16 protein-coding genes are annotated in these 19,017 nt (G+C 61.6%); 7 read left to right on the top strand and 9 right to left on the bottom strand.

Annotated features, from left to right (window positions below):
- Positions 1–3: 3 nt before the first annotated feature.
- On the bottom strand, positions 4–441 hold the full coding sequence (locus GRI69_RS08660; RefSeq protein ID WP_160727889.1) for a DUF1801 domain-containing protein: 438 nt from the start codon (positions 439–441) through the stop codon (positions 4–6).
- Positions 442–530: 89 nt separating this feature from the next.
- On the opposite strand from GRI69_RS08660, the gene GRI69_RS08655 reads away from it, so the two are divergent.
- Positions 531–1,820 carry an SAM-dependent methyltransferase gene (locus GRI69_RS08655; protein ID WP_160727888.1) on the top strand — a complete coding sequence of 430 codons (1,290 nt, stop codon included), beginning with the start codon at positions 531–533 and terminating at the stop codon, positions 1,818–1,820.
- Between the two features lie 12 nt (positions 1,821–1,832).
- Here GRI69_RS08655 and GRI69_RS08650 read toward each other — a convergent pair whose 3' ends face one another.
- Together GRI69_RS08650 and GRI69_RS08645 are read right to left on the bottom strand one after the other, a co-directional pair.
- Complete coding sequence (locus tag GRI69_RS08650; RefSeq protein ID WP_160727887.1) at positions 1,833–2,321, bottom strand: MgtC/SapB family protein; 489 nt, start codon at positions 2,319–2,321, stop codon at positions 1,833–1,835.
- Positions 2,322–2,358: 37 nt separating this feature from the next.
- Positions 2,359–3,714 (bottom strand): acyltransferase family protein, encoded by a 1,356-nt coding sequence (locus GRI69_RS08645; RefSeq protein ID WP_160727886.1) that lies wholly within the window; start codon positions 3,712–3,714, stop codon positions 2,359–2,361.
- Between the two features lie 147 nt (positions 3,715–3,861).
- Between GRI69_RS08645 and GRI69_RS08640 the strand changes: the two genes are divergently transcribed.
- Together GRI69_RS08640 and GRI69_RS08635 are read left to right on the top strand one after the other, a co-directional pair.
- A complete protein-coding gene (locus GRI69_RS08640) occupies positions 3,862–5,076 on the top strand; it encodes an argininosuccinate synthase (RefSeq protein WP_160727885.1) in 1,215 nt (404 codons plus the stop codon).
- A gap of 930 nt (positions 5,077–6,006) precedes the next feature.
- Positions 6,007–6,519 (top strand): septal ring lytic transglycosylase RlpA family protein, encoded by a 513-nt coding sequence (locus GRI69_RS08635; RefSeq protein ID WP_160727884.1) that lies wholly within the window; start codon positions 6,007–6,009, stop codon positions 6,517–6,519.
- Here GRI69_RS08635 and GRI69_RS08630 read toward each other — a convergent pair.
- From GRI69_RS08630 to GRI69_RS08620, 3 genes are all read right to left on the bottom strand, one after another.
- On the bottom strand, positions 6,516–7,157 hold the full coding sequence (locus GRI69_RS08630) for a TIGR02466 family protein (RefSeq protein WP_160727883.1): 642 nt from the start codon (positions 7,155–7,157) through the stop codon (positions 6,516–6,518). The genes GRI69_RS08635 and GRI69_RS08630 overlap by 4 nt on opposite strands.
- Positions 7,158–7,230: 73 nt before the next feature.
- The gene (locus tag GRI69_RS08625; RefSeq protein WP_160727882.1) at positions 7,231–7,668 is read right to left on the bottom strand and encodes a CHRD domain-containing protein; all 438 of its coding nucleotides are present in this window, start codon (positions 7,666–7,668) and stop codon (positions 7,231–7,233) included.
- 422 nt (positions 7,669–8,090) lie between these two features.
- Complete coding sequence (locus tag GRI69_RS08620) at positions 8,091–8,483, bottom strand: hypothetical protein (RefSeq protein WP_160727881.1); 393 nt, start codon at positions 8,481–8,483, stop codon at positions 8,091–8,093.
- Positions 8,484–8,624: 141 nt separating this feature from the next.
- On the opposite strand from GRI69_RS08620, the gene GRI69_RS08615 reads away from it, so the two are divergent.
- Positions 8,625–8,858, top strand: a complete 234-nt coding sequence (locus tag GRI69_RS08615; protein WP_160727880.1) for a hypothetical protein — start codon at positions 8,625–8,627, stop codon at positions 8,856–8,858.
- Positions 8,859–8,962: 104 nt separating this feature from the next.
- Here GRI69_RS08615 and GRI69_RS08610 read toward each other — a convergent pair whose 3' ends face one another.
- Both GRI69_RS08610 and GRI69_RS08605 read right to left on the bottom strand, forming a co-directional pair.
- A complete protein-coding gene (locus GRI69_RS08610; protein ID WP_160727879.1) occupies positions 8,963–9,652 on the bottom strand; it encodes a hypothetical protein in 690 nt (229 codons plus the stop codon).
- A 115-nt stretch (positions 9,653–9,767) separates the two neighbouring features.
- Positions 9,768–10,379: a response regulator transcription factor gene (locus GRI69_RS08605; RefSeq protein ID WP_160727878.1), complete on the bottom strand. Its 612-nt coding sequence runs from the start codon at positions 10,377–10,379 to the stop codon at positions 9,768–9,770.
- 247 nt (positions 10,380–10,626) lie between these two features.
- Here GRI69_RS08605 and GRI69_RS08600 point away from each other — a divergent pair, with 247 nt between their 5' ends.
- A complete protein-coding gene (locus tag GRI69_RS08600; protein WP_160727877.1) occupies positions 10,627–11,358 on the top strand; it encodes a helix-turn-helix transcriptional regulator in 732 nt (243 codons plus the stop codon).
- A gap of 27 nt (positions 11,359–11,385) precedes the next feature.
- Here the strand turns inward: GRI69_RS08600 and uvrA are convergent, their stop codons facing one another.
- The gene (gene uvrA, locus GRI69_RS08595) at positions 11,386–14,352 is read right to left on the bottom strand and encodes an excinuclease ABC subunit UvrA (protein ID WP_160727876.1); all 2,967 of its coding nucleotides are present in this window, start codon (positions 14,350–14,352) and stop codon (positions 11,386–11,388) included.
- Positions 14,353–14,565: 213 nt separating this feature from the next.
- Here uvrA and GRI69_RS08590 point away from each other — a divergent pair, with 213 nt between their 5' ends.
- Both GRI69_RS08590 and GRI69_RS08585 read left to right on the top strand, forming a co-directional pair.
- Positions 14,566–16,281, top strand: coding sequence for a calcium-binding protein (locus GRI69_RS08590; protein WP_160727875.1), 1,716 nt, complete (start codon positions 14,566–14,568; stop codon positions 16,279–16,281).
- A gap of 376 nt (positions 16,282–16,657) precedes the next feature.
- The coding region (locus GRI69_RS08585) for a calcium-binding protein (RefSeq protein WP_160727874.1) at positions 16,658–19,017 on the top strand (2,360 nt) is incomplete at its 3' end.

The following is a 19,017-nucleotide window of genomic DNA, read 5'->3' as shown; positions in this document are numbered from 1 at the left end:
TCGTTATTCCGGGTAAGCCCGCGCCATCGCTTTCCAGTCGTTGCGCAGCAGTTCCTCCAGCACTTCCATATCCACATCGGCCAGCTTGTTGATGTAGAGACAGCTCTTGCCCGTGCTGTATTTGCCGAGCCTCTCCAGCAACTCGTCGCGCCGCTTGCCCGCCACTTCATCGCAATAACCGCCCATGAGATAGAGCGAATGCTTCGCCTTACGCGGGCTGAATCCGCTGCGCAGCCAGTGGACATCACGGCCGCTGGCATAGGTTGTCCGGAATGCGCCATAACCGATTATGCTCGGCCCCCACATCTTCGGGATTTCGCCCGTCACCTTGCGGAACATCGCATCGAGCACTTTCGCCTCTTCGCGCTTTTTCTCCGGCTCCACGCCTTCGATGAAGTCCGCCGGATCGACGCCGGTAATCTGGGTTTTCGCCTCTGCCATGGACAATAGCCTAGCACGCGATTGACTCCCCGCAATGCCGTGCCATGCTCGCTTGCGAAAAGTGAATTGGAAGGGACGCGTTCAAATCCATGTGGCTACTCGACAAATTCCTGAAATCGGCAGTGAAGCACGGTCGGCTGATCGTCACCGATCATGACGGTAAGAACTACGAGTACGGAACCGGCGATGCGGGCGAGCCGCCAATCCATATCCGCCTGACCAACAAGAAGGCCGCCAATCACATTGCGCGCTATCCGCAAATGGGCGCGGGCGAGGCGTTCATGTGGGGCTGGCTCCTGGTGGAAGAGCCCTACGATATCCGCGACCTGATCCTGTTCGTCACGCAGCAGGCGGGCCGCCCCGGCGATCAGCGGCTCAAGCCCAAGGGCGCGCTCCGCCGGAATGCCCAGCGGCTCCTCGCCAAGGCCGACAGCATCAATTTGCGCGGCAAGGCGAAGAAGAACGCGGAGCATACCTACAACCTCACCCGCGAACTTTACGAGCGTTTCCTCGACGAGGACCGCCAGTACACCATGGCCTATTACCGCGAGGATCCGGCCACGACCTCGCTCGAAAAGGCGCAACTCGACAAGAAGGCGCATCTCGCCGCCAAGCTCAACATCAAGCCCGGCCAGCGCATCCTCGACATCGGCTGTGGCTGGGGCGGCTTTGCGCTTTATCTTGCGCGGCATTACGACGTGGAGGTCCACGGCGTTGCCCTCGCCCCCGACCAGATCTCCTTCTGCAAGGAGCGCGCGGAGGAAGCGGGCCTGACGGACCGGGTCAAGTTCTCGCTCACCGACTACCGCGACGTGCAGGGCCAGTTCGACCGGATCAGCTCGGTCGGCCTCCTCGAACACGTCGGCACGCCGCATTACCCGCAATTCTACGAACACACGAACCGCCTGCTCAAGCCCGACGGCGTGATGATGAGCCACTGCTGCGGCCGCGCCGGCCCTCCCGGCTTCACCGACGCCTGGACGCGCACCTACATCTTCCCCGGCGGCTATATCCCCGCCCTGTCCGAACTGGTGAGCCAGTCCGAGCAGTTCGGCTGGCAGGTCATGGACGTGGAGGCGATGCGCTTCCACTACAGTCACACGCTGGAGGAATGGTATAACCGCACGGTCCAGCACCGCGCCGAGATCGTCGATATGTACGACGAGACCTTCTACCGCATGTGGCTTTACTATCTCGCCGGGGCAGAACGGAGCTTCCGCCACGGCGACATGGTCAATTGGCAGCTGATCTACGTGAAAGACCGCAGCGCCATCCCCATGACCCGCGAATGGATCATGGAGGAGAGCGCCAGGCTGAGGGCGGCGGATGAGGACAAGGTGCCGGAATGGCGTTTTGCCCAGCGGGAAGCGGCGGAGTAGGGGGCTGCCGCGCTAGTCGTCCCTACGCTTGTCCTCTTCACCCAGACGGCGGTCCCGCCCCTTCGGCTCCACCACTCTAAGCAGCGTCAGCATCACCACGCCGACAACGAAGGCGACCGCGACCAGCGGCCATTGGCCCGCACCGCAAGCGATCCCGATCACCGCTGCCAGCCAGAGGTGCGCCGCCGTTGTGAGGTTGTGGACCTGCCCCTTGCTGAACACGATCAGGCCCGCGCCGATAATGCCGATGAAGGCGCCCGCCGCTTCGTAGACGCGCAGCGGATCGGCGCGTTCTGCATCCAGCGTGTTGTAGAGGCCGAGGACGGAAACTGTCATCGCTGCTGCGGAAAAGCAGATCAGCCCGTGCGTGCGCATTCCAGCGGCGTGGCCACGCAGTTCCCTGTCCAGCCCGAGCAGCAGGCCGATGATGGCTGCTACGCCGAGTCTCGACAATAGATCGTAGTCGATCCAATGCATGACCACCGGGTCGTTCAATTCCATATTCGCAGGCTCCTCTCCGCTTGCCGGAGAAAGCGCGTCAGGTGCCGGAAGGTTTCCTGCCCAATCTCTTGAACCGATCATAGACCGGCCCGAAGCCGACCAATGCCGCGCCGATGAAAGGCAGCGCCACTACCCACAATCGCACACCAGTCACGCCTTCGGGGCTGGCGATGCTGATTGCCGCGGTCATGGCGAGACCTACGCAGATTGCGACCATACCGATTACAAGGCGCAGGTGCGGGACCGGGGTCTCGCGTGTGGCGGCCCCCATCCCGCGTTCATAGCGTGCGAAGGTGGCAATCAGCGGAAGCAGTATGGCGATGTAAAGTGCGAACCAGACCGGCCGGCTCCACCACCACTCACTGCTGCCGGGGGCCATGCGCAGACCGATACCGCCAGCCAACCATGCGAGGACCATTACCAATACGTATGAGGTCAGGTGCCAGAGATAGACGGTCATGATCATGCCGTTCATCAGCACCGTCGCTGTCCATAACGTGATGTTGTCGAGCAGTTTCCTGCCCCACGGTTCCAGCGCCAGCACCAACCCCGTCTGCGTCACGCCCAGTACCATGAGCGCTAGCGTCGGCGGCATGGAATTCGTAATCTCGGCCCCGGGTACACCGATCATGGCGATTGGGTAAGGCCCGAAGACCGTGAGGGCGATCAATACCATTCCAGCACCTAAAGCAACGAGCGCGCCCTGCCCTCCTCGCGGAATTCTACCTTGCTGCCACGCATAGCCAAGCTGATGGATGCCCACCCACACGAAGAGAAAATTGAGGTAGTTCACGTAGGCCACGCCCTGCGCCAAGGTCAGCCAGTCGATCGCCGCGGCGCCCGCCACCAGCAACGCCCAGCTACCCCAGCCAAGCTTCTCCCACAGATTCCACGTGAGCGGCGCGAGCGCGGTTACCAGAAGATACACCGCGAGGAACCAGACAGGCACCAGCGCGAGACTGACCGCCATCCTCACCGTCTCGCGCGCCATCCCGATCTGCGTGGCGACGAAAGCGAATACCGCCCATACCAGCAGCACGGGAAAAACCGGGTTGATCAGGCGCTGAATGCGACTGGCGAACCATTCCGAATAATGGCCGTTTCTGTCGCGGGTCGAAGCCCAGCTGACTCCATTGGAGTATCCTCCAACGAGGAAGAAAATCGGCATGACCTGGAATCCCCAGGTGAGCCGTTGCGTCCAAGGCAGGATACCGAGCAGGTGCCCACCGACGACTTCACCATCGCTGCCGATATAAGGCGCGGCGACCAGCCAATGGCCGATGACCACCGCGAGGATCGACAGGGCGCGCAGGAAATCGACGTAGCGATTGCGTTCCGGCGGAGTTTGCTCCGCCATCGACTTCGCCTTGCTCCACAAAGCCATATTCTTCATCGCCCCCCAGTGCTTATGCGAATCATGTAGTGATCGATTGGCTGACAACCAGCAAGTCGCGCGCCTTTTCCGGCGATTAGTGCTTCTTGATTGCCTATATGTCCGCCCCCCTGCTAGCGGCGCGGCGAATTCAACGAAGGTAGCTCCATGTCCGATATCAAGCGTGTCGTCCTTGCCTATTCCGGCGGCCTCGATACTTCCGTCATCGCCAAGTGGCTCGAAGTCGAGCGCGGGCTCGAGGTGGTCACCTTCACCGCCGACCTCGGACAGGGCGAGGAGATCGAACCTGCGCGTGAGAAGGCCCGCGCGATGGGCATTCCCGACAAGCATATCTTCATCGAGGACCTGCGCGAGGAATTCGTCCGCGATTTCGTCTTCCCGATGATGCGCGCCAATGCCCGCTACGAAGGCGATTACCTGCTGGGCACCAGCATCGCCCGCCCACTGATCTCCAAGCGTCTCGTCGAGATTGCGCATGAAACGAATGCCGATGCCGTTGCTCACGGTGCCACGGGCAAGGGCAACGACCAGGTCCGTTTCGAACTGTCGGCCTATGCGCTCGATCCCGATATCAAGGTGATCGCCCCGTGGCGCGAATGGGACCTGACAAGCCGCACTGCCCTGATCGCATGGGCCGAAGCGCACCAGATCGCCGTGCCGAAAGACAAGCGCGGCGAAAGCCCCTTCTCCACCGACGCCAACCTCCTCCACACTTCGTCAGAGGGCAAGGTGCTGGAGGATCCGTGGGAGGAAACTCCGGACTATGTCTATTCGCGCACCGACCATCCGGAGGACGCGCCCAATACGCCCGAATATATCGAGATCGGCTTCGAGAAGGGCGATGGCGTATCGCTCGATGGCGAGGCGATGAGCCCGGCGACGCTGCTGGCCGCGCTGAATGATCTGGGCCGCAAGCATGGGATCGGCAGGCTCGATCTTGTCGAGAACCGCTTCGTCGGCATGAAGAGCCGCGGGATGTACGAAACCCCGGGCGGCGAAATCTATGCCCGCGCACACCGCGGGATCGAGCAGATCACTCTCGATCGCGGGGCGGCGCATCTCAAGGACGAACTGATGCCGCGCTACGCAGAGTTGGTGTATAACGGCCTGTGGTTCAGCCCCGAGCGCGAAATGCTGCAGGCTGCGGTCGATCTCAGCCAGGAGAAGGTCAGCGGCACCGTCCGGCTGAAGCTCTACAAGGGCAATGCCATGGTAGTGGGACGCAGGTCGGACAACTCGCTCTATTCGGAGGCCCATGTGACCTTCGAGGACGACGCCGGCGCCTACGACCAGAAGGATGCGGAAGGCTTCATCAAGCTCAACGCCCTGCGCCTGAGACTGCTTGCCAAGCGCGGCCGGTAGAAAATTGCGTGGCCGTTCGACGCGAAAGCGCAAGATTACACTGCGAGACTGGCTCGCGTTCTAAAATTTGCGACGAGCCGTTTAGTTATCCACTCTCCTCCACAGCGAAAAGCGGCGAAAGTGGATAAGTCGCCCCTTGCCAGCTTGTAGAATCGGCCCTGCAGGCGCAGCTTCAATTCATCGGAACGGCGAAGAAAGCTTCCGGTCTGGAGGGTCTAACGACTTGAAAGACATTGGAAATTCGGAACCGGAAAGACGCAGCGGAACCTGTCCGCGTGCCTCTTGAGACCCTCATGCAAAGGAGCTTGCTCCGGCGCAAGGTGGGCCGATGACGGAAGTACGAAGGTGTTCTGTTGTGAGCATGGCCTACCCGGCCGGATGCCGATGGTGGCGTCGTATAAAGGTCTTCGGACCGGAAGGCGATGTGACCGCTCGAGGTACCGGCCATCAACGGAAAGCCGGGCTGCGGAACCGCCCGTTGAAGCGCGGCTGGGCCAGGCAAGCGAGTGATCGCAAGATCATGACGCGGCCGAAACCGGGCCGAGTGGAGGGTAGATCCGGATGCCGGTGCGAGCGCCGGTGATAGAACCTGAAGTGAAGTCTTCGGACGGAACGGATGGGAAAACATCGGATGCCAAGTCTGCGTCCCTTGAACTTCGGTTGAAGGAACACGGCCACGTATCGGTGAGAGTGGGGTCGGCAGCGATGCCGGCCCCATTTGCTTTCTGCCACATTGTCAAAGAGCGCGCCGAACGGGGATTCGGCCAGTTGTGGTGCTGTGGTATGACACCCCCAAGATACAGTAGGAAAGCTTCCTTCTTGGCCGACTCACGACGAAACGTGGCCAAATCGGGGCAGCCTCCCGGTGCGTTAACGACTCCGCCTGCCAGCTTCTCTATAGCCTCCTGAACCGAACGGGAGGTCCAGAACATGGCCAATCGCGCGTTTCGCAGCATACTGTTTCTTGCAGCCCTGGCGCTGCCCGGCACTGCCGGTCATTCTCAAGGCAACGAGGGCCCCGCCTTCGTGCAGCCGACATTTTCGGGCGATTTCGCGCCGTATCGCGAACTGCCCGACGCACCCGAACCGGGTCCGGAAGCGGTCGATCTCGAAACCTTCGAACCGCCGATCGAGGAAGGACCCGCCGCCACTTCGCTCGGCAGCGGTATCGCGTCCTATTACGGCAAGCGGTTCCACGGTCGCCCCACGGCTAGCGGGGAGCGCTTCGACATGCACGGCTACACCGCCGCGCATCGCACCCTGCCCTTCGGCAGCCGCGTCCAGGTTACCAACCCCTCGACCGGTAAGAAGGTCGTGGTCCGCATCAATGACCGCGGACCTTTCACCCGCGGCCGCACGATCGATCTCAGCCGCCGCGCAGCCGAAGACATCGGCCTGATCGCCCGCGGTCACGGCACCGTCGAACTGGCGCTGCTCGATTAGAGCTTCAGCTCGCTCACATCGCGGAAATTGCCGATCTTCCCGCGGGGGAAGGTGTTGAAAGCGATCGAATAACGGTCTTCCTTCGACTGGTTCGTTTCGACGAAGTGCAGGATCGAGCTGGAAAACAACACCAGATCACCCTGCCTGGGTACGACCGCGTTGCGCGGTGCGTTGTAGATGCTGGTCTTCGCCGGATCGACTTCCAACTCGATCTGCCGGTAACCGTTGGTGCGTTCGAACACCATGTTGCCCGGCGGATCGGGCATGGGCGCGTAATAGAGCGAGCCCGACACCAGCGAGTTCGAATGCGTATGCGCATGCATGCCGACGCCCGGCGGGTTCATCAGCGACCAGCTCTGCGTCACGTCGAGTCGGTGGGCAATGCCCAGCACTTCCTGCGCGTATGTCGCCAGCGCCTCGTGAACCGCCTTCTTGACGCTTCGTAGCTCCGGGCGGTCGAAGAGGTAGAGGTCCTCCGAGATGTGGTTCATCTGGTTCTCGATCATCTTGACCGACTTGATGAACTGCACCTGCTTGTCGCTGATCGCATCGCCGATGTTGGTGACGAAGTACGGCTCTGCGAAGAGCGGCTTTGCGGTATAGTCGCGCGCAGCCGCGGGTTTGGCAGCGGTCGCCATGAATGCAGTCCCCCATGATTGCAGTCGCCGGCGGTTCTAAACCCGCAATGCGCCACAAGACAAGATCGCCGCTCTAATCGTCCTTCAACTGCCCGCGTACTGCACCGTCTCGGTGGGCGGCGGTGTGGATGTCGACGTAGTAGTCCTCGGGCGAGCGGAGCATGGCCGCGATCGCGCCCGCCTCCACTGCTACGCAGGCTTCGTCCATCTCCGCCATCTCCAGCGTCACCACTTCGGCGCCGGTCGATCCGCGCTTGCCCTTGTGGATGTGGGCCGCGGTGGCATCGCCGCCGATGCCGTCGGCTTCGAGATAGTAGCACAGCTCCCCGCTGGCGCGGTCGTAGAGGCCGTTGAAGTCCCCGGTCGCGCGTTCGCCCGCTCCTCCGCCTTCGACTTGGTCGCCGAAGAGGTTGGCTGCGAGCAGGTTGTCACCCTGCGCCCCCGCGGGAGACACGGTCAGCGCCGCGAGCGCGAGTGTGGCCGCGAGGCGCGTGTTTCGCATGGTTGGCATATGCAGTCCCCTTTCCCCGGGGCCTGTGCCCGAAAAAGGAGTCCAAAGTAGGGACTCGGCCCCGTTGGGGTCAGTGTAAACCTGTTGGAGAAAAAGGGAAATGCGCGCCGATGGGAGGTGGCGGCGGTCGGCGCACCGCCTTTGTGCGAAGGGTCAGCGCGAACGGCGCGCGAGCCATTCGCTGAGCACCCCGGCGATAACCAGGGACGCAATTATGGCAGTGAGTATCGTAGGCCAGTCTGACATGGGTGCGATCCCTAAAGACAAGGCGAAAGCATAGCGAAACGCTTCTTCCAGTCACCGAGAAGCCTGAGATTCGGCACGGCGATGGTGGCCATGTAGCATGGACCCGCCCACAGGTCGAATCATACCGGCGGGGGCATACGCCCTGCCCCCAGCCAGCCACGCCCCGCCGCTCCGGCTCACTCCACCAGCGGCGTCGCAGGCGCTTCTTCCTCATCCCCCTCGTCCTCTTCCTCCTCCACCTCGCACCAGTACCCCTCGGCATCGCGCTCGTAAAAGACATAGCCCTCGCCATAGCGGTACCAGTCTTCGTCGCCCGCGTCATACGCCGCCATCTGGCACAGCTCGACCTCGCGCTTCTTGCCCAGCAGGTCGGGATCGGGCGCATCGATCGGCCGCTCCCGCTCCATCTCCGCCAGCAGTTTGCGCGCCCGCGGGTGATGCGGGCACTCGCTGCATTCGGGCCAGAGCGGCAAATCGCAGCACGGCCCCCTCCCGTCCGCATTGACGACCGGCTCCAGCCCTTCCTCGCCGCGCCGATAATGCAGCTTCCCGCCGTCTGTCCTCTGCACGGAACCGGGACAGGGTCACGGCGGTACGCTGCGGTCCGTAGGAGCCTCGCCACCCTGAGACATGGACCGGGTATTACACTGTCCAGGCGAAGAAATTCCGGGGGTGTTTCCGCCTGCATCTCCGATCACAGTCTCCCGCTCATGCCGAGCCTGTCGAAGCAGGTTGGCCTGACGCAAGGACCGTTGACCCTCCGGGTCAGCTTCGCTTCCGACAGGCTCAGGGTGAGCGGAGGTTGGGACTGGGCCCGCCGCCCCCTCCTCCACCCGCGCATCAATCGGCTCCCCGGCGCGCATGCGGGCGATCATGCCGTCGAAATCCTCCGCCAGCGCATCGATCCGCGTGTCGGAGCGCATCCGGTCTTTTCAATGAAGTAAATTCTTAAAGACTCTCTACGACCAATGTTATTCTCTCGTAAATTGTTTCCTCTTGTAGTGGTGTGACGCTCGTATGTTATTCCTAGCGGTCTTCATACTAAGCCCTACCCCACCCGCTCGTAAGCGAAGGAGACCTGCTCCGCCGCGCAGTCGGTCACCCGGGCGCCGTGCAGCGTGTATTCGCGCGCCGGATCGCCCCCTCCCACCACCACATGCGGATAGCGGGTGCCGACGGTGCAGCCGTCCCAGCTTGCGGCCACGGTGACGCTGCCACCTTCGCGTGAGGGCGGCGCGGGCAGGCTGCGGGGGGCCTCTGCGGTGCGGGCGCGTGCCGGGGTGGCCGGGGCTGCTTCCTTGGTGAACACGAAGGGCTTGTGCTGGCGCTTGCCGCTCGCCCCGGCCTGCGCGGCGGGGGTTTCCCAGATGACGGGTAGCAGGTCTCGCGGGCCATCCTCGTCCTTGGCGGCGAGTAGGTCGTATTCGACCTCGTGCTCGCCGGTTGCCGAGTGCGTTTCCGACATCGGGATGGTGAGATAGTCCGCAGGGGCGCGTTCCGGCGTGCGCGGGGCCATGCGCTGGGCGCCGCGTTCCACTGTGCGCGTAGCTGCTCGTTCCGGGGCGCGTTCGGGAACCGCGCGGGCGTCGATCTCGTCGGGTTCGATCCCGGCGTTCTCGCCCGGATCGCCGTCTATGGGCGGGATCTTGAGATAGCCGATGAAGGCGGCGCTGGCGGGGCTCGCCAGCAGGCCGAGTGCGGCCAGTGCGACAAGGCTATGCTTCGAAAGACTGTGCATCGCAGGTCTCCTCCCCGCCATGCGGCAGGACTGATGCGACCCGTTTGCCGCCCTACCCTACGCCTTTTGCGACCCGCAGGGAAGCGGGGGAAATGGTTGCGGCAGACGCCGTGCGTTAATGCGATTTCGCCGCTGGCCGCACGCGCCGCTCCGCCAGCAGGCCCACGGCCTCCACCGCATTGCGCACCTTGAGCTTGGCGTAGATTTTCGACCGGTGGACCTCCACCGTGCGCAGGCTGATGCCGAGCTGGCTGGCCAGTTCCTTGTTCGAGCAGCCTTCGCTCATCTTGTGGAGCACCTCGGTTTCGCGATTGGTCAGTTCGCGCAGGCGGCGGTCGACCCGTTCCCGCGCCTCTCCGGCCTGCAGGATTTCCTCCGCCGTATGGCCGATCGATCCGACGGCCTTGGCCAGCTTTTCCGGGCTGCAGGGCCAGTCGACATAGGTCAGCGCGCCGGCCTGCAGCGCCTCCACCACGCGGCTGACGGGAGGCGCGGTGCCATAGGCGATGACGGGGACGTAGAGCGAGCGTTCCTTGAGGAAGGCCATGACATCGGCCAGCGCGTGCCCTTCATCGCCCACGACTAGGCAGCACCGGTCCGGCCAGGCATCGCCCACCTCCTCGAGCTGCGAGACGGGAAATGCGTAGCCCAGCGCGGACAGGCTGCGGCACAGCCCGTTTGCGCGCGCGGAATCGGCATCGACGATGATGAAACTTGAGATGGACATGGTTGCGAACCCCCTAACCATGAATTTTTTTCCCGCGGCCCCTGCCATTTTTGCAGATGTGTCACGCGGATGAGAGAATTACGATGAAACTACGTGATTCCAATTAGATGAACAGTCGTCCGGTCGGTTGTCATCCGATCAGGTGACACTGCAGATCGCGCGCGGGGCGCATGGAGGCGAGATCGGGCCGGAACGATACACCGACCCAGAGGCTTGCAAGGTAGGGAAAGAGTAAGAAACATAACCCATGACGGACGATGCCGGCGATGAGGAGCCTATGCACGAGACGGGGATTTTCAGCGAGATAGACAGGGCGGAGAATCCTGCGCAATTGCTGGCGACGCTAAGCGAATTCTACGCCGCGTACGGCTTCCATGCGGTTTGCTATGTCCTGCCGTCACTGTCGGAACCCGGCCGGTTCCAGATGTTCGAACGTGGCATGCCCGCCGATTGGATGAAGCGCTATTTCGAGATGGACTTCTGTCTGGTCGATCCGATCCCCGACTATGTGATCAAGACGGGAAAGGTGGATACGCTCCATAACATTCTCGAGAGCACCGTCGTCACCGAGAAGCAGCGAGAGTATCTCGACGAGTTCTACCGCTCGGGCGTGACCAACGGACTGGGGATGCCCACTCATGGCCGAACGCATTCGCGCGGCTTTTTCGGAATAACGCAGGTGAGCGACGAGGACCTTGCCGACGTCGACAGGTCACTGATGCACGCAGTGGCCCAGCATGCGCACTGGAAGTTCGAGCGGCTGGGGATGGACACGGGCAAGGACATGTCTCGCCTCTCCCCGCGGGAGTGCGAAATCCTGAAGTGGGTGGCGGCGGGCAAGTCCAACCCGGATATCGCCACTATCCTCGGTATCAGCAATGCCACGGTGGCCACTCATCTGAAACGCACCTTTGCCAAGCTCGACGTCCACGACCGCGTGTCCGCCGCAATGATGGCGCACAGGCTGGGAATGGTCTGACCGCAGCCGGCGGGCATGCCGTTGCGGCTACTCCGCCGCCTCGCGCTGGCGCTTCGCCTTTTTTGCAGGTGCCGGGGCCGGTCCGGCGCGTTCCAGCATGGGTTTGAGGTAGTGCCCGGTAAAGCTCTCCGCCACCTCGGCCACCTGCTCCGGCGTGCCCTCTGCCACGACCTCCCCGCCCCGCACGCCGCCGCCGGGGCCGAGATCGAGGATGTGGTCGGCGGTCTTGATGACGTCGAGATTGTGCTCGATCACCACCACCGAATTGCCCTGGTCCACCAGCCGGTGGAGCACTTCGAGTAGCTTGCGGACATCCTCGAAATGCAGGCCCGTGGTGGGCTCGTCGAGGATGTAGAGCGTCTGCCCGGTGCTGCGCTTCGAAAGTTCCTTCGCCAGCTTCACCCGCTGCGCCTCGCCGCCCGATAGCGTGGTCGCCTGCTGGCCGACCTTGACGTAGCCCAGCCCGACCTCGTTCAGCATGTGCATCTTGTCACGGATGGGGGGGACGGCCTTGAAGAAGCCTTCCGCGTCCTCGATCGTCATGTCGAGCACGTCGGCAATAGAGAGGCCCTTGAACTTCACCTCCAGCGTTTCGCGGTTGTAGCGCTTGCCGTGGCATTCCTCGCAGGTGACGTAGACGTCGGGCAGGAAGTGCATCTCGATCTTGATGAGGCCGTCGCCCTGGCACGCCTCGCAGCGGCCGCCCTTGACGTTGAAGCTGAAGCGCCCGGGCTTGTAGCCGCGCGCCTTGCTTTCGGGCAGTCCTGCGAACCAGTCGCGGATCTGGGTGAAGGCGCCGGTATAGGTCGCCGGGTTGGAACGCGGCGTGCGGCCGATGGGCGACTGGTCGATCTCGATCACCTTGTCGCAATATTCGAGGCCGGTGACCTTGTCGTGCGCGCCAGCAACCACGCGCGCGCCATTCAATTGGCGGGCGGCGGAGGCATAGAGCGTATCGATGGTGAAGGAGGACTTGCCGCTGCCCGACACCCCGGTGACGCAGGTGAACGTGCCGAGCGGGATCGATGCTGTGACATCGGTGAGGTTGTTCGCCCGCGCGCCGTGGACGGTGAGCTTGTGGCCATTGCCCTTGCGGCGCTTGGCGGGAACCTCGATCGCGCGGCGACCGGTGAGATAGGCGGCAGTGAGCGATTTCTTCGACTTGAGCACCTGTTTCAGCGTACCTTCGGCCACCACCTCACCCCCGTGGACGCCCGCACCCGGGCCCAGATCGACGACGTAATCGGCAGCGCGGATCGCATCCTCGTCATGCTCTACCACGATCACCGTATTGCCGAGATCGCGCAGGCGCTTCAGCGTTTCCAGCAGCCGGTCGTTGTCGCGCTGGTGCAGGCCGATGCTGGGCTCGTCGAGAACGTAGAGTACGCCCGACAGCCCGCTGCCGATCTGCGATGCGAGGCGGATGCGCTGGCTCTCCCCGCCGCTCAGCGTGCCGCTGGTCCGGTCGAGGTTGAGGTAATCGAGCCCGACATTGTCGAGGAAGCCCAGCCGCTCGTTGATTTCCTTGAGAATGGCGCGCGCGATCTGCTGCTGCGTGTCGCCCAGCTGATCGGGCAGCGCGAGGAACCAGTCCTTCGCATCCGCCACGCTCATCTTGGTCGGGGTGGCGATATCCGTGGCGTTCTCGCCTTGGCCGACCTTCACCGCCAGAGCCTTCTCGTTTAGGCGCTTGCCATTGCAGGTCTCGCACGGCTGCGCGGTCTGGAACTTGGCCAGCTCCTCGCGCATCCAAGTGCTTTCGGTCTGCAGCATGCGGCGATTGAGGTTGCCGATCACGCCTTCGAACGGCTTCTTCACCGTGTACTGCTTGCGCCCGTCCTTGAAGGTGAGCGGGATGGCACGGCCCTTGGTGCCATAAAGGATGATGTCGCGGATTTCGCTGTCGAAATCTTCCCACGGCGTAGTGAGATCGAACTCGTATTCCTTCGCGAGGCTGGCGAGCACCTGCATGTAATAAGGCGATGGCGGGTTGCTCTTGGCCCAGGGCACCACCGCGCCTTTCTTCAGGCTCAGCGCCTCGTTCGGCACGACCAGCTGCGGGTCGAACAGCTGCTTTTCGCCCAGCCCGTCACACGTGGCGCAGGCCCCCTGCGGCGCGTTGAAGGAGAACAGCCGAGGCTCGATCTCCTCGATGGTGAAACCGCTGACCGGGCAGGAAAAGCGTTCGGAGAACACGATGCGGTTGGCGGGAATGCCCGCGCCTTTCATTGCGCCGCCACCTTCGGTCTCGTCCTCGCGGCCCGGCACCACGCCATCGGCCAAATCCACATAAGCCAGCCCGTCGGCGAGCTTGAGCGCCTGTTCGAAACTGTCGGCCAGCCGCGTCTCGATGCCTTCCTTGACTGCCAGCCGGTCGACCACGACCTCGATATCGTGCTTGAACTTCTTGTCGAGCGCGGGCGCTTCCTCGATCGGATACATTTCGCCGTCGATGCGCACGCGGGTAAAGCCCGCCTTCTGCCATTCTGCCAGTTCCCTGCGGTATTCGCCCTTGCGTCCGCGCACGACCGGCGCGAGCAGGTACAGCCGCGTCCCTTCGGGCAATGCCATCACCCGGTCGACCATGTTGGAAACGGTCTGCGCCTCGATCGGCAGGCCGGTGGCGGGCGAATAGGGCACCCCCACCCTCGCCCACAACAGGCGCATGTAGTCGTAAATCTCGGTGACGGTCGCCACGGTCGAACGCGGGTTGCGGCTGGTGGTCTTCTGTTCGATCGAGATTGCGGGGGAAAGCCCGTCGATATGCTCGACATCGGGCTTCTGCATCATCTCGAGGAACTGGCGCGCATAGGCGCTGAGCGATTCCACGTAGCGCCGCTGCCCCTCGGCATAGATCGTATCGAAGGCGAGCGAGGATTTGCCCGAGCCGGAAAGGCCCGTGATCACGATCAGCGCATCGCGCGGCAGGTCGATATCGACGCCCTTGAGATTATGCTCCCGCGCGCCGCGGACAGAGATTTTGGTAAGTGCCATGAAGGAAGCGTGTTCCTGAATTGTTCGCTGTGGTCAAGAGTAGGCCTATGTAGGACGCCAACGCAGGATTTACAGGGAGAGCTACCCAATTGAACGTTTTGGCGAGTTGCGCCGACGCCTAGGCGGAAATACGCTCGAAAATTAGAACTATATTGACGAATTCACGCAATAAATTCAAAGACTTTGGATCGGCGGAAACAGGGGTCTGCATCGATGGCACTCAATCCAATCTACACAATCGCAAATACGGCGCAAATTTCTGAGGATGTCATTGAACTCCTTCTTGGGGTGACCGACGAAGCCCTCCGGCTTTGGGGTGAAGTTCTGGCTGGGAATGCGAATGTTCGCGTTCACCTCGTTCTTCTCGAATCCAACGCTGAAGGCAGAGCGGCAGCGACTTGGGGTAATTCTGTCAACCTTGGACAGCTGGACAATGGGACGAACCTGATCGTGGGCGGCGCAGCACACGCATTACAGACCGGTCAGAACAGCGAAGACGGATGGGACATCTACATCGAGATTTCCCGCGATTATCTGCTCAACGAACTCTTCCTGGATCCTACTCCCACCCAACGCGGTGACGTACCTTCGGACCGGACGGATGGACTCAGCGTCATGCTGCACGAGATAGGCCATGCCTTGGGCTTCAATGGCTACGGCGGTGGTGGATACCAGTTTTTCCAGTCAGCCTACGACCTTCGGAGGACCGATATCGAAGGACAGGAACATTTTCTGGGGCCGAATGTGGAACGGGTCTTTGGTGGCCCCGTCGAGCTCACAACGGGAAACTCTGCCCATTATGGAAACAGCAGTGAATTTCCCGGCGAGAACGACAACCCCATACTAGGACTGATGAACGGGGTTACTTACTACAGGGGCTACACATACGAGATCAGCGATCTGGACCTGGCCTTTCTGGCCGATACCGGACTCGGCACCATTCTTGACGACGTGCTTGATGTTCCGTTGCACGACTTTTTGCGCGGTGGCGCAGGCAATGACAGGGTGCTTGGTGGCGAAATTGTCAACCACCTCTTCGGAGACGAAGGAAACGATTATCTGAGCAGATCTGGCGGTGATGACGAGCTTTTCGGAGGCACCGGGGCCGACGAACTCTTTGGCGGAGAGGGCAACGATCTAATCGATGGCGGAGCAGGCATCGATATCGCATCCTATGCCGATGCAAGCAGCGGCGTTCGTGTCACGCTGGGCGCACCCGCCATACCGCAAGACACCATGGGCGCCGGCAACGACATGCTCATCTCGATCGAAACCCTGCACGGCTCTGCATTTAGCGATCAGCTGTTCGGCGGTAGCGGGGTCGATACCTTGCACGGCAATGCCGGGAACGATGAAATCCACGGATCAGGCGGCAGCGACAAGATTTACGGTGGTACCGGCAACGACCTGCTGATCGGAGGAGCAGGCTGGGACACCATCAGCGGCGGAGGATGGTCCGACAGTCTTTTCGGGTACAATGGCAATGATCGCCTCTACGGCGACTTTGGCAACGACATGCTCGATGGCGGTGGCAACCATGACTTGCTCATTGGCGGTGGTGGATCGGATACCCTTATCGGCGGCTGGGGCAAGGATGTCCTCACAGGTGGCGCAGACGCGGACATCTTCAAGTTCAAAGGCGGCCACACCGGCAAATGGCAAGGCAACGCCGATATCATCACGGACTTCAGCCAGGGCGACGGGGACCTAATCGATCTCTCCGCCATAGACGCGATAAGCGGCGGCAGCGACGATGCTTTCAGCTTCGTTGGTGATGCGGCTTTCAGCGGCACCGCAGGCGAACTGCGTTCTTATTCCAGCGGCGGCCACACCTACTTGGCAGCGGATATGAACGGGGATGGCGCTGCAGACCTGCAGATCCGTCTAGACGGCGACATTGTGCTCACGTCGATGGACTTCGTCTTGTAGGCAGCCCCCGGAGATGACGGCTCCCTCTCGAGGCCGCTGCGCTTCCGCATAGATCCTGTCGAAGGCGAGCGAGGATTTGCCCGAGCCGCTGAGGCCCGTGATCACGATCAGCGGTCGATGTCGACGCCCTTGAGGTTATGCTCCGCGCGAGCTGCGTCGCCCGATTTCCGCCGGTTTCCTTTGCAGTAACTCCACGGCTAATATTTGATCCAGTCTTTTGGAAGGCCAGCTGGAGCTTAGCCACTTCAGCGCTTCAGGAGTTCAGTTCGCCATTTAATTGATTTGCAGAAGAAAACTCTCTAACGAAACTGCGGGTACTTACGGGGTCGCAATGGAACGAGAATTTAAGTCTACTTTGACGAGCAAAAAAGCCACAGTGAGCTCGTTTATACAGGACACTCCGGGCGATGATGTCGTCTATGGAACAGATGGAAATGACCAGTACTGGTCCGAGAGTGGCAATGACACCTTCTATGGACGAGGCGGCGACGATACCTTTATTATTCACAGGGCCGCCGACCGTGAAGCCGAACTGAACACGGTCTATGCGGGGGCTGGCGACGATTACCTGGATTATCAGAGCGATAGTGCCGGACGGTTGGTTGCCAGTATGGGTGCCGGAGCCGATCGCGTTTATCTCTCTACCGCCCCAAATCAGGGCGCGCTGATTTCGCTGGGCGAAGATCAGGACATTCTAGAGTTCTCTTTTTTCATGCGAAGTGACGGCATTATCACCGTAACCGATTTCGGGACCGGAGACAGTGGCGATCGGATCGAATGGAGCGATTATCTCGAGAGGAATCTAGAGAACTGGAATGGGAGCGACAACCCGTTCGGCTCGGGTTATCTTAACCTGGTTCAGGACGGTCCGGACACGATGCTCCAGATCGATCGCTCCGGAAGCGGAACCTCATTCGAAACATTGGTGCGATTTGAAGGGACCTCGATCGGAGAATTCACTTTCTTCAACTTTGATGGATTCCCACCAGACGGCAGCGCGGTTCCCGGCAAGGAAATAACGGGAACGTCGGACGATGACGCTCTCGAGGGTTCTTCCGGAGCCGATACCATCAGTGGCCTTGATGGAAACGACCGCATCTCAGGCTCATCCGGCAATGACGTCCTGGATGGTGGAGACGGGGATGATTTCATTGATGACGGGGCTGGTGACGACGTCCTACGTGGCGGCGAAGGCAATGATTACTTCCAGTCTTTCGGTGGCGGGAGCGACACGTTCCTGGGTGGATCCGGAGATGACTGGTTCACGATGTCGGGCAGCGGCAGTGATTTCAATCAGGTGTACGCGGGGGCCGGCGATGACTATCTGGCTTTGCATGGCACGACTGAAGGCCGGCTCGTTGCCAATATGGGAGGCGGGGCAGATCGCGTTTTTCTCGGCTCGGTTCCCAACCAAGGAGCGTCGATCTCACTGGGGGGTGGTCAAGATGAACTCGAACTTGGTTTCACGCCGATCGTTTCCCAAACTGGAGCGCTCGTAGTCAGCGATTTCTCGACCGGCGACAGCGGCGACCGGCTTGAAATGAGCGACTTACTTAACCGTTATCTCTCCGGCTGGACCGAAGGCGAAAATCCGTTTCGCACGGGTCACCTCCGACTGACCCAAAGCAATTCGGATGTATTGCTGGAGCTGGATAGAGATGGCTTGGCCAATTCATTCGTTACCATCGGTATTTTTCAGAATGTCGTGGTCGATGATTTTACGGCGTTCAATCTTGATGGATTTGCCCCGGATGGCTCTGGCACGCAGTTCGGCACTGAAGAGAATGATTATCTAGAAGGCACCCCGGGTAGCGATATTCTTTTTGGGGAGGGAAAAGACGATCTGTTGTTCGGCCGCGCTGGGGATGACACGCTTTACGGCGGCGCCGGGTGGGACACTCTCGACGGCGGTGGGGGCAATGATCTGCTCAATGGCGGCAACGGCAACGACCGGGCGTCCTATCTTTCCGCGTGGTCGGGCATCACCGTCAGTCTCGCGCTGGAAGGGGCCCAGAACACGCTCGGCTCCGGCTGGGACACGCTGATTTCGATCGAGCATCTCACCGGTTCGGCGCATGCGGATGTCCTGACCGGCAGCGCCGGTAACAACCAGATCTTCGGCGATGGCGGTTCGGACACCATCTTCGGCGGCTTCGGTGACGACCTGCTGCTCGGCCAGGATGGCGACGATGTGATCGAAGGCCAGGCCGGCTGGGATATGCTGCGCGGCGATGATGGCAACGACACGCTTATCGGCGGCAATGGCGGCGACATGCTGCTCGGCGGCGACGGCATCGACACGCTCTCGGGCAATTCCGGCTTCGACCGCATCTATGGCGGCAGTGGCGGCGACATCATCTCCGGCGGCGCCGACCGCGACCTGTTGTTCGGTGAAGGGGGCGACGACACCATCTCGGGCGATGGCGGGAACGACCTCCTGCAAGGCCACAATGGCGAGGATGTGCTCGATGGAGGGGCCGGCAACGATGTCGTCAACGGCGGCGCGGGTAACGACACTCTGCTGGGCGGTGACGGCGACGATATCCTGATCGGCAACTGGGGCATCGACACGATGACCGGCGGTACGGGCGCGGACACCTTCCTCTTCAAGGCAGGCCATACGGGCAGCTACGCGCACCTTGCCGACACCATCCTCGACTTCAGCCAGGCCGATGGCGACATTATCGACCTCTCGCAGATCGATGCGCTTGCAGGCGGAGGTGACGATGCCTTCGC

The organism is Qipengyuania vulgaris (assembly GCF_009827325.1).
Lineage (GTDB): Bacteria > Pseudomonadota > Alphaproteobacteria > Sphingomonadales > Sphingomonadaceae > Qipengyuania > Qipengyuania vulgaris.
Note: the sequence above shows the minus strand (reverse complement) of the source record. Positions and strands in the feature narration are given on the sequence as shown.

What these genes read in the sequence shown, in the direction of transcription:
- GRI69_RS08660 (WP_160727889.1), bottom strand. Translation starts at nt 441, where the DNA reads ATGGCAGAGGCGAAAACCCAGATTACCGGCGTCGATCCGGCGGACTTC.
- GRI69_RS08655 (WP_160727888.1), top strand. Translation starts at nt 531, where the DNA reads ATGTGGCTACTCGACAAATTCCTGAAATCGGCAGTGAAGCACGGTCGG.
- GRI69_RS08650 (WP_160727887.1), bottom strand. Translation starts at nt 2,321, where the DNA reads ATGGAATTGAACGACCCGGTGGTCATGCATTGGATCGACTACGATCTA.
- GRI69_RS08645 (WP_160727886.1), bottom strand. Translation starts at nt 3,714, where the DNA reads ATGAAGAATATGGCTTTGTGGAGCAAGGCGAAGTCGATGGCGGAGCAA.
- GRI69_RS08640 (WP_160727885.1), top strand. Translation starts at nt 3,862, where the DNA reads ATGTCCGATATCAAGCGTGTCGTCCTTGCCTATTCCGGCGGCCTCGAT.
- GRI69_RS08635 (WP_160727884.1), top strand. Translation starts at nt 6,007, where the DNA reads ATGGCCAATCGCGCGTTTCGCAGCATACTGTTTCTTGCAGCCCTGGCG.
- GRI69_RS08630 (WP_160727883.1), bottom strand. Translation starts at nt 7,157, where the DNA reads ATGGCGACCGCTGCCAAACCCGCGGCTGCGCGCGACTATACCGCAAAG.
- GRI69_RS08625 (WP_160727882.1), bottom strand. Translation starts at nt 7,668, where the DNA reads ATGCCAACCATGCGAAACACGCGCCTCGCGGCCACACTCGCGCTCGCG.
- GRI69_RS08615 (WP_160727880.1), top strand. Translation starts at nt 8,625, where the DNA reads ATGCCGAGCCTGTCGAAGCAGGTTGGCCTGACGCAAGGACCGTTGACC.
- GRI69_RS08610 (WP_160727879.1), bottom strand. Translation starts at nt 9,652, where the DNA reads ATGCACAGTCTTTCGAAGCATAGCCTTGTCGCACTGGCCGCACTCGGC.
- GRI69_RS08605 (WP_160727878.1), bottom strand. Translation starts at nt 10,379, where the DNA reads ATGTCCATCTCAAGTTTCATCATCGTCGATGCCGATTCCGCGCGCGCA.
- GRI69_RS08600 (WP_160727877.1), top strand. Translation starts at nt 10,627, where the DNA reads ATGACGGACGATGCCGGCGATGAGGAGCCTATGCACGAGACGGGGATT.
- uvrA (WP_160727876.1), bottom strand. Translation starts at nt 14,352, where the DNA reads ATGGCACTTACCAAAATCTCTGTCCGCGGCGCGCGGGAGCATAATCTC.
- GRI69_RS08590 (WP_160727875.1), top strand. Translation starts at nt 14,566, where the DNA reads ATGGCACTCAATCCAATCTACACAATCGCAAATACGGCGCAAATTTCT.